The following is a 14,283-nucleotide window of genomic DNA, read 5'->3' on the forward strand; positions in this document are numbered from 1 at the left end:
TAACTTGCCTCACCATATCTATACCTCCCATTGACTTTGGTACTGACTCAATCGGTTTAACTTACTATAACATGGCTTCTGTAGAAATGTGTTTCGTACCCCCACTTAAAATTAATTGAGTTGATTAAATCTAATATCTTTACTCATGCTTGAGAGCGATCGCCTCCTGAATTATGCCAAAAAAACCATCTATCTAAATATCACGCTTGACTTACTCAACAAAGTTAGATAAGTTAGGGTCATAATCATGTGCTGAGCCTTGATGGTCTTCATGATCCCAGTTCGTATAAACCAGACTCGCCCACCTAATGATTCAAATTCAACTCAACCTACCCGAGGGTGCCTTCTCTGCTCTCCGCAGCACCCCAGAGGAGTTCGCTCAAGAATTGCTTATCGCTGGCGTAGTTAAGTGGTATGAAATTGGCATGATCTCCCAATCCAAAGCTGTCGAAATTGCTGGCATCAGTCGTCAGTCTTTTCTACAGGCCCTTGAGCGATTTGGAGTTTCCCCATTTCAGACTACCTTAGAAGAACTCACGGAGGAAATTAACCGTGGTTAAGCGTTGGGTAGTCAATAGTCCGACTATCCTTGCTCATGTGATCGCTCTGGCAAAAGAGTAGTAATAAGCTGTCGTGCAGCTAGAACGTATAAAATGAGCGTTAAAATTTAACTTGCAGTTTGGACCCCGAGTGTGAGAACCTGCTGCATTTTGACAATGGGGATCTCCACATTGACATTTTCTTGTTGTAGCCAAAGTTTTAAAGCTGCTGCACCTTGTTGCACCAGCATTTCCAATCCATCCAGTGCGATCGCACCCTGTGCTTGTGCTAATTGTAAAAATCGGGTTGGTTTGGGAGTGTAGATTAGGTCATAGGCGATCGCATGGCTAGGTAATTTATGCAGTTGGTCTTCAGTCACAGGTGACTCATCTATATTTGGGTACATACCAATGGGTGTGGTATTGACTAATAAGTTACTTTGAGGGATAAGCTGTGGTAATTGCTCCCAAGTATGGGTCTTTAGTTTATTAGTAAATTCATGAGCCAAGGGAGAATCTATCCAACTTTGCTCAAGTTGTTTTAATTTTTCTATATTTCTACCTACTAGGTGAATTTCTGCCATTCCCAGTTGAATACAACCAGCAACCACTGCTCTTGCTGCACCACCGTTGCCTATAACTACCGCTTTCTTTTCATGCCAGTTTTGATTGTATGTAGTTTGTAGTGGTGCTATAAATCCTGCCACATCCGTATTTGTTCCTATCCACCTCTCCCCTACACGAATTACCGTATTAACTGCACCTATAGCTTGAGCAACAGGAGATATTTCATGTAATAAAGGTATAATTGCCTGTTTATGGGGAATTGTGACATTAAAACCAACCACACCAATGGAAGCAAAACCAGCGATCGCTTGTTGTAAATTATCCGGTGCAATGGGAAAAGGCAAATACACGTAGTCTAATCCTAAGTGGTGCAAAGCTGCATTGTGCATCAAGGGTGATAGGGAATGCTCCACAGGATAGCCAATCACTCCCATGATTTTAGTTTTTCCGGTAATTCTCGGACAATGATCATATTCTTGGTTATTCATACAATTAGGAAGCTGACATTTTTAAAAACTTGGGGTAATTATACTAGTTTAGAAGACAAGTAGGAAAAATACAAAGTAAGATCCCCCCAGCTTCCATCAGAACCTGGGAGGATTTTAACCAAGAACTAGGAATTGAGAACTAGGAATTGCTGCCCAAATTAACTTTCACCACTTTGCTTTTTTCTTCTACCAATTTGGGCAAGGTCAGGTGCAAAATACCATCTTTGTAATCAGCAGTAACATTGGTATTTTGAACAGGTACGGGAAGGGAAATAACTCGGTGGAACTGACCATAATAAAACTCTGTCTTGGTTTTGTTTTTTCCTTCAACAGTAGTTTGAGACTTCCTTTCTCCGGTAATAGAAACTGAATCCTCTGTAACTTGAATATCTAGGTCTTTAGCCTCCATGCCAGGAATCTCTAGCTTGAGAACAATTGTGTCCTCAGTTTCAGTCATTTCCGCTGCTGGCACCCTAGCCACAGTATTTAAATCCTTTAAGCTAGTAGGTACAAAATCACCCAACAATTGGTTCAAATTACGTTCTAGGGTTTCTATTTCTTTCCAAGGACTGTAACGAATTAGTGCCATAACCGATTCCTCTGTCAATTTATTAGTAGTTTGTTTAGTGATTGCAAGAGTTTTATCAACCCTTTGACTATTATGTTATTCCTAGTTAAAAAAGATGTAAATTCGGCTCTCTCACTTATTTAATGATGATTACCGTACTTATAGTTTCCTAATATAAACGTATTCAAGTAAAAATGATTTTTGATACTGAACGGGATCACTATCAACTAGTATATGTTGGATAGTCAGCATTTATTATTGCTCTTCAAAACCCTCCTATTAGTGCTTATGCAAAAAAGCATTGATATTTCCAATAAATTTCCGATCGCAAAAACAATATTCGTGACAATTGAGTTAGAATTATTAAAGGTTTGTTACAGAGCTGGCAAAAGACCCCCATTTCTGATATGCAAGCCCTATCTAGTTCTCAAATATAAAAACTCAAAAACTCACAAAGGCTCTCTATGACGCTCCCAATTCGTAACGTCGCCATTATCGCCCACGTTGACCACGGCAAAACTACCCTGGTTGATGCTCTCCTGAAACAGTCCGGCATTTTCCGCGAAGGCGAAGACGTTCCGGATTGTGTCATGGACTCCAATGATCTAGAGAGAGAGCGAGGCATTACTATTCTTTCCAAGAACACTGCGGTTAAGTATAAAGATACCCTAATCAATATTGTGGATACTCCCGGTCACGCTGACTTTGGTGGAGAGGTGGAACGGGTTCTGGGCATGGTTGATGGCTGTATACTAATTGTTGATGCCAATGAAGGACCAATGCCTCAAACCAGGTTTGTGTTGAAAAAGGCTTTGGAAAAGGGCTTACGTCCCATTGTGGTAATTAACAAAATCGACCGCGCTAAGGCTGATCCCCATGTGGCTGTTGATAAGGTTTTAGACCTGTTCCTGGAATTGGGTGCAGATGATGATCAGTGTGATTTTCCCTATCTATTCGCATCGGGAATGGCTGGTTATGCTAAAGAAACCCTGGAAGCAGAATCCGTAGACATGAAACCCTTGTTTGAGGGAATCTTACGCCACGTTCCTGCACCGGTGGGTGACCCCCTCAAACCACTTCAACTACAAGTTACCACCCTGGACTATTCGGAATATCTGGGACGGATTGTAATTGGTAGAATCCATAATGGTACTATTCGCGCTGGACAACAGGCAGCTTTAGTAACAGAAACTGGCAATATTGTCAAGTCCAAAATTTCTAAACTGATGGGATTTGAAGGCTTAAAGCGAGTAGAACTAGAAGAAGCTTCTGCTGGCTATATTGTGGCAGTAGCTGGTTTCGCAGATGCTTATATTGGAGAAACTATTACAGACCCCAATGAACCCCAGGCATTACCACTCATTAAAGTGGATGAACCAACCTTACAGATGACCTTCTGGGTAAATGATTCACCCTTTGCTGGACAGGAAGGTAAACTGGTAACATCTCGTCAAGTGCGCGATCGCCTGTTCCGGGAACTAGAAACCAACGTAGCTTTAAGGGTGGAAGAAACTGATTCTCCCGATAAGTTCCATGTATCTGGTCGAGGTGAACTGCATTTGGGGATCTTAATCGAAACCATGCGTCGAGAAGGATATGAGTTCCAGGTTTCCCAACCTCAAGTAATCTACCGAGAAGTTAACGGTCAACCTCGTGAACCCTACGAACTGTTAGTATTAGACGTTCCCGCTGATGCTGTTGGTAGCTGTATAGAACGTCTGGGCCAACGTCGAGGAGAAATGCAAGATATGCAACCAGGAGCAGGCGATCGCACCCAATTAGAATTTGTGATTCCTGCTCGTGGTTTAATTGGGTTCCGGGGGGAATTTATGCGCATGACCCGTGGTGAAGGTATTATGAACCACAGTTTCCTGGACTATCGCCCCCTTTCTGGAGAAATTGAAGCCCGCAACAAAGGTGTGTTAATTGCCTTTGAAGAAGGTGTTTCCACATTTTACGCCATGAAAAACGCGGAAGACCGTGGTGTATTCTTTATTCATCCTGGAACCAAAGTCTACAAGGGTATGATTGTAGGTGAGCATAATCGTCCTCAAGACTTAGAACTGAATGTTTGTAAAACTAAGCAGTTAACTAACCACCGGGCATCGGGTGGGGATGAACTTGTGCAGTTACAAACACCAGTAGAAATGAGTTTAGAAAGGGCGTTAGAGTACATTGCTTCAGATGAGCTAGTAGAAGTAACACCCCAGTCCATACGTTTACGTAAGATGGTGAAGAAACTGGCAAAACAAAGGTAAAATAATTGTGCCTCCCTACCTAAATCTGTAAAATACGGGCAAAGAAGTCAGGAATGGGGAGGACAATTATTAATAATAAAGCTATTGCCATCAACCCTAAAAAATCTCTTTTGTTGTCTAATTCTGTAATATCATTTAGAGCTGGTTCATCAACTAGAGGAATAAACAATAACATAATTGCCCAGAATAAAAACTCTTGTCTAATAAAAGAAAGAATCAATAGAAAAAACCGAGAAAGTTGCCCGATTAACATGGCAGTTCTTTGACCAAACATGGCATGAACAATATGACCACCATCCAATTGACCCACAGGCATTAAATTTAAAGCTGTGACTATTAAACCTAAAAGTCCCGCCACGGCTATAGGGTGTAAATCTAAGGCTGATGTGGCTGTTAATTGGCTACCCAATGCCAATTTAGACAACAAGGCCAATAATATTGAATAGCGAGGATTTAGAGCATCAGGATTTAAAATTTCTGTTTGTTGACTAATAGTCACGATTTCTGAATTGGCTAAACCCCACAATAGTAAGGGTAAAGTTGCCAAAAAACCAGCCAATGGACCTGCTATACCCACGTCAAATAGAGCTTTTCGGTTGGGGATGGGACTTTTAATTTGAATAAATGCTCCAAATGTCCCCAAGAAAAAAGGTACGGGAATAAAATAGGGGAGGGTGGAATTGATTCTATACAATTTAGCAGTAAAGTAGTGACCCAATTCATGAATACCTAAAATGGTCATTAACCCCAAAGCGTAGGGTAAACCATGAATCATCAAAGACCAGTCAGCTTGTAATCTTCCTGCTTGAATTCCGGCAATTTGTACACCTATCCCAGTGGTGGTCATTAGGGTGAGTATTAATAGTGTTAATGCTGTGAACCCTTGACGTAAATTGTCTTTTTCTCTCTCTTGTCTATTCCCCTGTTTATTAGGAATTAGAACAAAGAATGGTTTGCCATCTGCTCCTTCCTGAAAAATGACCAAAAAGCGATCCGCAAATTCTCTTTCAATATTGGTCTTAATCTGCTGATAGGTTTCCTGGGGATTACCTCGTAACTGTCCACGACATATTACTGCTTGAGGTCTATACTCAATACTATGAATATAATATAAGGACCAAGGAAAACAATTTCTCAGATTTGTCTCTTCTCCTATTTCAATTGGTCTCACTGGTGACTGCTGTGGTTCGCTATTACTTATTGATGTTGATTCCCTATTCTCAGTTTCTCTATTTCTTTGTCCTCTGTTTCCAGAAATAAACAAAATCCAACATAAGAACACACTTAAAAATACACACGCAACAATGAATACTAATGGCGGTGATTGGGTTGAACCATAGATAATTGTCCAAAGTTCCCAAATAATTGCTGGGGCCATTAATATCAACCATAATAACCAGACAGGAACGCGGGTTATATGGGAAAGGACGTTTCTCACTATAACATAGGTAAACAGTCCTAATAACACTAGAAACCAAGATGTCATATTTTTTCAGATTTTTTCAGAGTTTGGGAAGTTGGGGATTTATCAGAAATATTGGATCCCAAATGATCTATATTTGAAATTGATTAATGAACACGATTAATCCAGTATAATTATTCTTAATTATTTTTAAAATCGTTATTCAACTTATGTCTTTAGCACCTCCAACATCTAGTAATACAATAAAACCTCCACAAATTATACTATCTCAAGACCTGGAGGAGGAAGCAACAGTATCACCGGATACAAAATTTACCAATCCCCAAAAGTCGACGAAAATTTTAGCCTTTCCCCCAAATCGGGAAACTTTGGGTGGAACCTCCTATTTGATTGTCAGGAATGGGGGTAATATCCTCATTGACTGTCCCGCTTGGGAACAAATAGCTGCGAACCAGACTTACCTGCGTGCGGTACGTTGGTTGTTTATTAGTCATCGCGGTGCTATTGCTAAGGTTGCCCAAATTCAACAAGCTCTTGACTGTGAAATTCTCATCCAAGAGCAGGAAGCTTACTTATTACCAGGTTTAACTCTCACCACCTTTAGTCAAGAACTATCTCTTGACGACACCACACAATTAATCTGGACTCCAGGTCATTCCCCAGGATCCTCTTGTCTATACTATCGCGAATTTGGAGGAATTTTATTTTCCGGAAGACATTTAGTCCCTAATCCCCAAGCTCAACTAGCACCATTTCGTACTGCAACAACTTTCCATTGGCCTAGACAACTCAAAAGTCTTACCAAATTATGCGATCGCTTTTCTCCTGACACACTACAATACATATGTCCAGGTGCTCATATTGGCTTTCTCCGGGGAAGATCTATTCTGGACCAAGGATATGAGCTATTGATGAATGGATACCTTAATGCGCATCAAATATAGCTTGTATTCTATAATCGATGGTTAATAATAGATTACTAATTATTGTGTCAGTTGTAGGTGTGACCTTATCGGGATTAGCCACACTTATGATCAGTCATTGGGAAAAATCCAATCAGCAATTACGGTTCCAGCGACAAACTGAAAATCTAACCACAGCCTTACAACGTAGTTTAAATCGCTACATTGATATTATAGGATTTTTAGGAGACTATTACACCACAGATTATATACAAAAAGACAAAAAGCCAATTGATCGTTCATCCTTCAATAAATTTACCCATCGTTCAATCCAAATCTATTCTGGGATACAAGCTTTAGAATGGGCACCTCTGATTAGCCACAAAGAGCGTTTTTCCTATGAAAAACAAATACAACTTGAAGGATACACAAATTTTCGCATTAGGGAATTAAACCGGCAAAATCAACTGGTAGTAGCTCAAAAACGTCCCTATTATTTTCCCGTAACTTATGTAGCGCCCTTCCAAGGTAATGAGTCTGCTTTCGGGTATGATCTTAATTCCCATCCTACTCGTAAAATAGCTATTAGTCAAGCTATTAAAACCAAACAGATAACCACTACTGGGAGAATTCGTTTGGTACAAGAAAGACGGGATCAATTTGGATTTTTAGTTTTTTTACCAGTGGATGATCCACAGTCTAAAGAGAAGATGACATTGCCAATTAGGGGAGTTTTAATAGGTGTGTTTCGGTTGTCAGACGTAGTTGAAGAGTCCCTGAAAAACTTGCGATATAGTATTAACTTTCTCATCCAAGATCAGGATGCAAACTCAGGAGAAAGATTTCTGGGTCAGTATGATGCTACCCGTAAAGCAGTTGTCACCCAATCTATACCAGTCAGCAGAAATATCTATCACTATTTTTTATGTTCCGATCCTCAAGTGTGTCAGAAAACTCTCAAAATGGGGCAACGAAAATGGAGGATTGAATTTTATCCATCACCAGATTATCCTGTAGAACAACCCTACACCACTTTTGCCACTCTTATTATAGGATGTTTAATAACCAGTAGCCTGGTATTTTTCTTATATATTTTAAATCGAGATTTAGAAAAAACTATAACTTTAAGTGAATTGAGATTTCGTTTTTTTTCCATGGCTTCCCATGAATTAAGAACTCCCTTGAGCACCATTTTATTATCTAGTGAAAGCCTGCAAATTAACTATGATCACCTGACAGAAACACAAAAACAATTTAATATTCAGCGTATTAACCTAACTGCTCGACAAATGAGCAGGCAAGTTAATGATTTATTACTTTTAAACAGATCCGAATTTCAAGAGTTAGAATTTCAACCTGAGATATTTAATTTAAAAGATTTTTGTCAGAAAATCATAGCAGAAATCCAGTTAACTACCGATCACCCTATTGAGTTAGAATTTTCTCCTAAATTAACCCAAGTATTCTTAGATAAAAAATTGCTTCGTTCTATTCTAATTAATCTTCTAGATAATGCCATTAAATATTCCCCAAGTGCAATTCCAGTACAACTGAGAATTACCCGAGAGGAAAAAAAAATTATTTGGCAAATTCAAGACTCTGGTATTGGCATTTCTCCCGATGATAAACCTCATATCTATAACCCATTTTATCGAGGTAGTAATGTGGGAGAAATTGGGGGTACTGGATTGGGTCTAGCTATTGTCAGAGCTTGTATACAAAGACATAAGGGTGAATGGAAAATTGAAAGCGAACTAGGTCAAGGAACAGTGGTTATAGTGAAATTACCAATTTTTGAGTAGATCACTTATTGATGACATAACTGATCATACTTTCGCCATCCACCATAAATAGTAATTTCTTTTTGTCCTGCTACTAAAAAAGGCTCTGCTAAGACTCCCAAAACTACTTTTTTATCATGCAACTCAATTTTACCCACACACAACCCTGGTGGTTCTTGTATTAAAATATCAGCAATTCCCCCTAAAGGAACTTGCCAAATCTCCACACTAATGGATTTACCTCCTTCCACATCACGAAGCATTCCCGGATATTGATCCTTAATTGACCATAGACGATAGCAGGGTGCTGTGGAAGATTCTCGGTCAAAAACCGCACCCACGTTCAGTAAATTATTATTTAATTTTAGTCCCCTCATTAGAGTGCCATTTACAGCAAATTCAATCATATTACTTACCACTCCAGTGTATCAGACGCTTTTCCAGTCCTAAAAATAGCATGTTCAGCAGGTAACCTAAACTCCCTGTAATTAAAATTGATGCGTACATGTCCCGAACATTTAAAATCTGTTGAGCATCAATAATACGCTTTCCTAATCCTTGTTGACTACCAATAAACATCTCTGAAACAATTACAATCACAAGAGCAATACTAATTCCACTGCGCAGGCCAATAAAAGTTTGTGGTAAGCTCTCTAATAATAATACATCCTTAAAAATTTGCCAGCGATTTGCTCCCATGACCCTAGCAGCTAAAATCCGAGACTGTTTGGCATGAATTACTCCGTAAGCACTATTGAAAACAATTAATAAGAAAGCACTAAAGCTAGCAATTACCACCTTGGAAAAATCACTAATACCAAAAAAGAGAATAAATAAGGGAATCAATGCACTAGCAGGGGTAGACCTAAAGAACTCAATGAGAAACTCCACACTACGATAGATTTTTTCAGAACTTCCCAATCCCACACCTAGGGGGATGCCAAATAAGGTAGCTAGAAAAAAGGCGCTAAATGTTCGTAAAACTGTGGTAGCTAAATCAGAGAACATGGAACCACCAAACAATCCGTCAATCAAGGTTTGGACTGTTGCTAAAGGAGTTGGTAGCAAAACAGGATTAACAAATCCTGATACAGCAATAAACCACCACAATCCAAAAAACAATAGAACACCAGTTAAAGGTAAACAACGGTTCAGGATGAAATCTAGGTTTAAACCTTGGTTTGAATTTTTGTTCTTGATGGAAAATGGGAAATTCATTTTTGCATTTCCTGGCGAAAAATATCTAAACAATAACGACTGACTTCTACAAATTTATGAGAAGTTAGAGTTTCAGGTGTGCGAGGTCGAGGAGCATCAAAGGTCACCATTTCAACTACCCGGGTTGGACGTTTACTTAGTAATAAAATCTTATCAGCTAAAAATATCGCCTCCTCTAGGTTATGTACAACCATCAACATAGGAATGGTGGTGGCCATAAAAATCTCTTGCAATTTATCCCGTACAAATAACGTAGTTTCAAAGTCTAAAGCTGAAAAGGGTTCATCTAAAAATAGCACCTCCGGTTGAGCAACTAACGCTCTGAGAATTGAAACTAACTGCTGCTGTCCACCAGAAAAACTATAGGGATATCGTTTTAGATCTAAGCAAATATTGAAAGTCTCAATTAAATGCTCTACAGAATGACGACACTCCCGTTCAGAAATACCTTTAACACGAAGTGGATAGGCAATATTATCGTAAGCACTCATCCAGGGAAAAAGAGAGTCTCGGTAATTTTGAAATACATAGCCAATCCGAGTCCGCTGAATGGGTTTACCATGGATTTTGATTTCACCTTGATCCACCGGAATTAAACCACTCATCATATTGATTAAAGTAGATTTACCACACCCATTAGGACCAAAAATCGAGACTAATTGATGATTGGCTAGGTTGAGATCAAAGTTTTTGTATACAGGTTGCCCAGCAAAGGACTTACACAACCCTTTGACCGTGATAAATTCTTCCGATTTTGCTGTCTTTGTCTGTAGAAGTGAATCCATGATTATCTTCAATTATTGCTGAATAATGGCTTTAGCCAGAATGGGTTGATGGCGTGAATCCTTACGAATTTTTATATAACAGATTACTCACATCTACTTTTTTGGAAAAGACTTTTTTATCAGTCATAAAATCGAAGAATTTTTGGAAGTAGTTAATATCCTCAGCGGTAAATTCATCATACATGGTGTAGGTAATTAGTGGCACTTTTTGTACTAAGTCCCCAGAGATGGCTGTATATCCAACTAAGTATTGTCGCACTGCATCCGGTTGGTTTTTAATATCCGCAATAGCTCGACGATAAGCTTGTATATAAGATTGGGTAGACTTGGGATAGGTTTGCAAAAATTGAGTGCTTAAAACCGCCGCACCACCAAACCAGGGTGCTTTAGGATCTCCTAGGATATATTTCGACACCACACCATTTTCTAAAATTCTGGTGATACCTTTCATATCCCCAACCGTACCTGTAGGTTCTAAAGTATAAGCAGCATCTATTTGTCCTGATTCAATTGCTGCTACGTGTTGGCGTATCTCTAACTGTTGGATTTCTGGTTTTTCAACCCCTGCTGCGGCTAAAATAGCTTGAGCAATGGCTAGATTTTGCGCTCCCGGTCCTGTGGCAAACTTTTTATTTTTTAAATCGGCAACAGATTTAATAGGGCTGTTTTTACCAACCACAACTTGGTCTAGTTTATAATCCACATTACTGGGATTAGCTGCAATAATTTTAAACAGACCCGGTGAGGTAATTTCAGACAGGCCCAATACACCACTGGCCACTCCATTACCCGTACCCTGTAATCTACCAGCAATTAAAGCCTCAGCTACTTGATTGGGAGAAGCAAATTGAGCTACTTCCACGTTGAGACCTGCTTCTTTAAAGTAGCCTTTTTTATCCGCTACAAATAAGGGTAACCCAGAAGCTACAGGCCAAAACCCAATGGTGATTTTACCAGGATTCTCACTAGTATCCGGGGTGTTGGAGGTGGATTTGGAATTCCCTTGGGTACAACCATGGGTCGCAAGTGCTAAGGTAGCACCACCACCCAGATAAAGTAAGTGTCTTCTGCGCATTGCTTTTGATTTCTATGATGTGTTGATGAAGTCAATATTACAAGGTTAGGGTAAATATTTAGGGGAGATTTGGTGGAGAAATCGGGGAAAATGTCATCTTTTGCTGACTGAAATAGTTTATTTATTCCGTATTATTATTTATTCTAAACATTTGGCACTCCTCCAAGATTTCCCATAAGCCAAAGGCGAGATAAAGGATACTTTTGGTTGAGTTGAAGTCCTCATCCCTTTATTTTAATTCTAGATGACCAATCAGTTTTACACGATAAAAGACAAGACCAAATAAATAAAATTACAAGCGCGATTAATTTATCAACTTGTATAGACTAATAATATATACTACATACAATACATAATATTGTGGTATGATGGGGGGTAAAACCTGGGGGGAATGTCATGAACAGAGAACTAGAAGCTCAAGAGTCAAAAATTCAGGATGTGCAAGCACCAATTACTGCTGCATCACCGGAAGTAAAACAGATAATAGAAAAAGTGTGTAGATTAGAAAAATCGCGACTGGCCAGAAAAAGCAAGGGTGCAGTTAATGAAGACATTTTAGCAATAATTAAAGAAGCGGTAAAATAAGTAGTGTAGCAATGAAACTAACTTCGATTAAATTTTGTAATTTTCGTTCCTTTTATGGACAAACACCAGAAATTGCCATAGCAGGTGGAGAGTTTCAGAATACCACCATAATTCATGGTAATAATGGTGCGGGAAAAACCAGTTTATTAAATGGATTTACCTGGGTGCTATATGAAAAATTTACAGCTGCTTTCGCGGTGACAGAGCAGCTGGTTAATAAACGTGCGATTTCAGAAGTAGGGGAGGATCAAGCTGTAGAATGTTGGGTAGAAGTAGGTTGGGAACATGAAGGAGTTCGCTACCGGGCAAAACGTAACTGTCGGGTTTATAAAAATCCCACCACTATTGATGCTACCAAAACTAAATTAACAATTCAAATTGTGGGGGATGATGGTAAGTGGTATTTTCCCATTGAACAACCGGAGGAAATAATCAATAATATATTGCCTGTAAGTTTACATCAATACTTCTTTTTTGATGGAGAAAGAATAGAAGAAATTGTCCGCTCTGATAAAAAGGCTGAAATTGCTGAAGCCACGGAAATATTTTTAGGTGTTAAGGTAATTGATCTGGCGACAAAACATTTAAAGGAGGCTAAAAAAACTTTAGATAGTGAATTGGCAGCTATTGGAGATGCGGAAACTAAACAATTATTAAAACAGCAAAGTAAACTAGAAAAAGAAATTAGTAAAATTTCCCAAAGACAAACGGAAATAGCTGAAGATTTAGAAAGTCAACAAGTTTTTAAAAAAGATATCAGCGCCAGATTGGTAGAATTAAGTTCAGTTAGGGATTTACAAGAAAGAAGGGAAAGTTTAGAAAATCAAAAACGCAACAATTATGATGAATTAAAAAAAACGAAAGAGAGTTTGAAAAAAGCTATTTCCAAACAGGCATACACATTATTATTAAGTGAGACAACAGTTAAATTCAGACAGATTATTGTTGCTTTTAAACAGCGCGGGCAATTAAAATCTGGTATTTCCAGAGAATTTGTCAGCGAACTGATGAAAAGTGGTAGGTGTATTTGTGGCGCGGAATTAAAAGAAGGAGGCAATGGACATTTTCACGTTAAATCATTGTTGAGAAAAACTGGATCTTCTTCCGTGGAAGAAACTGCAATTAGAATGGGAGCGCAAATAGACGATCTAGAAAAACAAGCTCAATTATTTTTAGAGATGATCAATCGAGAACAACAAAGAATCTATCAGTTAAAGACATCACTTTCTGACATAGAGATGAATTTAGATAGCATTGAGGAGATTTTGAGGAAAGACCCAAATGAAGACATTAGCGGTTTACAAAAGAGACTGGATGAAATAGAAGCAAGAATTGATGATTTAAATCGGGAGCAAGGATCAAACGAAAAAGAAATTTCTCACCTCAATACAGAAATTGATCTTGTAGTCAAACAAATTGCCAAGCAAAAACAAAATGAAGGAAGACAGATTTTGGCACAGCGTCGAATTATTGCTACCCAAGATGCTATTGATATATTAACTGAAGTGAAAAATAGACAAGAAAAACAATTTAGATTGCAATTAGAAAAAAGAGTGCAAGAAATATTCTCAGAAATTTCTGTTACACCATATATTCCCAAAATTAGCGAAAAATATGAACTGACCTTAGTAGAGAACACAACCGGAATAGAAGCTGCTGTTGCAGCATCCACCGGGGAAAATCAAATTCTGAGTTTGTCATTTATCGCCAGCATTATTGATAAAGTAAGGGAATGGAGTGAAAAAAAGAAAATCATGATGGTTCCCGATAGTAGTACCTTCCCCATAGTAATGGACTCACCCTTTGGTAGTTTAGATGCTAACTCTCGTCGTCATATTGCACAAACCATTCCCAAGCTGGCAAATCAGTTAGTAGTGCTGGTGACCAAGACCCAATGGAGAGAGGAAGTTGAGTCCGAGATTATGGAGCGAATTGGTAAGGAATATGTCTTGACCTATTATTCTTCTAAAACCAACTGTGAAGAGGACTTTTTGCAAATAGGTAGGGAGAAGTATTACCTAACTCGTCAAAGTCCTAATGGTTTCGAGTACAGTGAAATTGTAGAAGTAGAAAGGAGTTAATTTTTTTCTGGTT

General features: G+C 38.7%; 13 protein-coding genes. 6 read left to right on the forward strand and 7 right to left on the reverse strand.

The genetic code is table 11. The features are described from left to right. Positions 1–308 precede the first annotated feature (308 nt). Positions 309–560 carry a UPF0175 family protein gene (locus tag ASL19_RS03225; protein WP_006275802.1) on the forward strand — a complete coding sequence of 84 codons (252 nt, stop codon included), beginning with the start codon at positions 309–311 and terminating at the stop codon, positions 558–560. Between the two features lie 107 nt (positions 561–667). Here the strand turns inward: ASL19_RS03225 and ASL19_RS03230 are convergent, their stop codons facing one another. Both ASL19_RS03230 and ASL19_RS03235 read right to left on the reverse strand, forming a co-directional pair. Next, entirely contained in the window at positions 668–1,594 is a 927-nt protein-coding gene (locus tag ASL19_RS03230) for a shikimate dehydrogenase (RefSeq protein WP_057177268.1), read from the reverse strand. A gap of 139 nt (positions 1,595–1,733) precedes the next feature. Then, positions 1,734–2,183: an Hsp20/alpha crystallin family protein gene (locus tag ASL19_RS03235; RefSeq protein WP_006275800.1), complete on the reverse strand. Its 450-nt coding sequence runs from the start codon at positions 2,181–2,183 to the stop codon at positions 1,734–1,736. A gap of 443 nt (positions 2,184–2,626) precedes the next feature. On the opposite strand from ASL19_RS03235, the gene typA reads away from it, so the two are divergent. After that, complete coding sequence (typA, locus tag ASL19_RS03240) at positions 2,627–4,420, forward strand: translational GTPase TypA (RefSeq protein WP_057177269.1); 1,794 nt, start codon at positions 2,627–2,629, stop codon at positions 4,418–4,420. Positions 4,421–4,439: 19 nt separating this feature from the next. On the opposite strand, the gene ASL19_RS03245 is transcribed toward typA, so the two are convergent. After that, positions 4,440–5,906, reverse strand: a complete 1,467-nt coding sequence (locus ASL19_RS03245; RefSeq protein ID WP_057177270.1) for a site-2 protease family protein — start codon at positions 5,904–5,906, stop codon at positions 4,440–4,442. A 146-nt stretch (positions 5,907–6,052) separates the two neighbouring features. Here ASL19_RS03245 and ASL19_RS03250 point away from each other — a divergent pair, with 146 nt between their 5' ends. Together ASL19_RS03250 and ASL19_RS03255 are read left to right on the forward strand one after the other, a co-directional pair. Then, a complete protein-coding gene (locus ASL19_RS03250) occupies positions 6,053–6,787 on the forward strand; it encodes a hypothetical protein (protein ID WP_057177271.1) in 735 nt (244 codons plus the stop codon). 17 nt (positions 6,788–6,804) lie between these two features. Then, positions 6,805–8,547, forward strand: a complete 1,743-nt coding sequence (locus ASL19_RS03255) for a CHASE domain-containing protein (protein WP_057177272.1) — start codon at positions 6,805–6,807, stop codon at positions 8,545–8,547. A 5-nt stretch (positions 8,548–8,552) separates the two neighbouring features. Here ASL19_RS03255 and ASL19_RS03260 read toward each other — a convergent pair whose 3' ends face one another. The 4 genes from ASL19_RS03260 to ASL19_RS03275 all read right to left on the reverse strand — a co-directional run bounded on the left by ASL19_RS03260 (position 8,553) and on the right by ASL19_RS03275 (position 11,604). Next, positions 8,553–8,933, reverse strand: a complete 381-nt coding sequence (locus ASL19_RS03260; protein WP_057177273.1) for a gamma-glutamylcyclotransferase — start codon at positions 8,931–8,933, stop codon at positions 8,553–8,555. A 1-nt stretch (position 8,934) separates the two neighbouring features. Next, positions 8,935–9,744: an ABC transporter permease gene (locus ASL19_RS03265; RefSeq protein WP_057177274.1), complete on the reverse strand. Its 810-nt coding sequence runs from the start codon at positions 9,742–9,744 to the stop codon at positions 8,935–8,937. Beyond that, on the reverse strand, positions 9,741–10,529 hold the full coding sequence (locus tag ASL19_RS03270) for an ABC transporter ATP-binding protein (protein ID WP_057177275.1): 789 nt from the start codon (positions 10,527–10,529) through the stop codon (positions 9,741–9,743). Before ASL19_RS03270 ends, ASL19_RS03265 begins: the two co-directional genes overlap by 4 nt. Before the next feature lie 61 nt (positions 10,530–10,590). Continuing rightward, entirely contained in the window at positions 10,591–11,604 is a 1,014-nt protein-coding gene (locus ASL19_RS03275; RefSeq protein ID WP_057177276.1) for an ABC transporter substrate-binding protein, read from the reverse strand. 396 nt (positions 11,605–12,000) lie between these two features. On the opposite strand from ASL19_RS03275, the gene ASL19_RS03280 reads away from it, so the two are divergent. Together ASL19_RS03280 and ASL19_RS03285 are read left to right on the forward strand one after the other, a co-directional pair. Beyond that, the gene (locus ASL19_RS03280) at positions 12,001–12,189 is read left to right on the forward strand and encodes a hypothetical protein (protein ID WP_057177277.1); all 189 of its coding nucleotides are present in this window, start codon (positions 12,001–12,003) and stop codon (positions 12,187–12,189) included. 11 nt (positions 12,190–12,200) lie between these two features. Beyond that, on the forward strand, positions 12,201–14,270 hold the full coding sequence (locus ASL19_RS03285) for an AAA family ATPase (RefSeq protein ID WP_057177278.1): 2,070 nt from the start codon (positions 12,201–12,203) through the stop codon (positions 14,268–14,270). The last annotated feature ends 13 nt before the right edge of the window (positions 14,271–14,283 follow it).

Origin of the sequence: Cylindrospermopsis sp. CR12 (genome assembly GCF_001432185.1) — a bacterium.
Taxonomy (GTDB): domain Bacteria; phylum Cyanobacteriota; class Cyanobacteriia; order Cyanobacteriales; family Nostocaceae; genus Raphidiopsis; species Raphidiopsis raciborskii.

Bases quoted from the DNA above. Each gene is read 5' to 3' on its own strand.
- ASL19_RS03225 (WP_006275802.1), top strand. From the start codon at position 309: ATGATTCAAATTCAACTCAACCTACCCGAGGGTGCCTTCTCTGCTCTC.
- ASL19_RS03230 (WP_057177268.1), bottom strand. From the start codon at position 1,594: ATGAATAACCAAGAATATGATCATTGTCCGAGAATTACCGGAAAAACT.
- ASL19_RS03235 (WP_006275800.1), bottom strand. From the start codon at position 2,183: ATGGCACTAATTCGTTACAGTCCTTGGAAAGAAATAGAAACCCTAGAA.
- typA (WP_057177269.1), top strand. From the start codon at position 2,627: ATGACGCTCCCAATTCGTAACGTCGCCATTATCGCCCACGTTGACCAC.
- ASL19_RS03245 (WP_057177270.1), bottom strand. From the start codon at position 5,906: ATGACATCTTGGTTTCTAGTGTTATTAGGACTGTTTACCTATGTTATA.
- ASL19_RS03250 (WP_057177271.1), top strand. From the start codon at position 6,053: ATGTCTTTAGCACCTCCAACATCTAGTAATACAATAAAACCTCCACAA.
- ASL19_RS03255 (WP_057177272.1), top strand. From the start codon at position 6,805: ATGGTTAATAATAGATTACTAATTATTGTGTCAGTTGTAGGTGTGACC.
- ASL19_RS03260 (WP_057177273.1), bottom strand. From the start codon at position 8,933: ATGATTGAATTTGCTGTAAATGGCACTCTAATGAGGGGACTAAAATTA.
- ASL19_RS03265 (WP_057177274.1), bottom strand. From the start codon at position 9,744: ATGAATTTCCCATTTTCCATCAAGAACAAAAATTCAAACCAAGGTTTA.
- ASL19_RS03270 (WP_057177275.1), bottom strand. From the start codon at position 10,529: ATGGATTCACTTCTACAGACAAAGACAGCAAAATCGGAAGAATTTATC.
- ASL19_RS03275 (WP_057177276.1), bottom strand. From the start codon at position 11,604: ATGCGCAGAAGACACTTACTTTATCTGGGTGGTGGTGCTACCTTAGCA.
- ASL19_RS03280 (WP_057177277.1), top strand. From the start codon at position 12,001: ATGAACAGAGAACTAGAAGCTCAAGAGTCAAAAATTCAGGATGTGCAA.
- ASL19_RS03285 (WP_057177278.1), top strand. From the start codon at position 12,201: ATGAAACTAACTTCGATTAAATTTTGTAATTTTCGTTCCTTTTATGGA.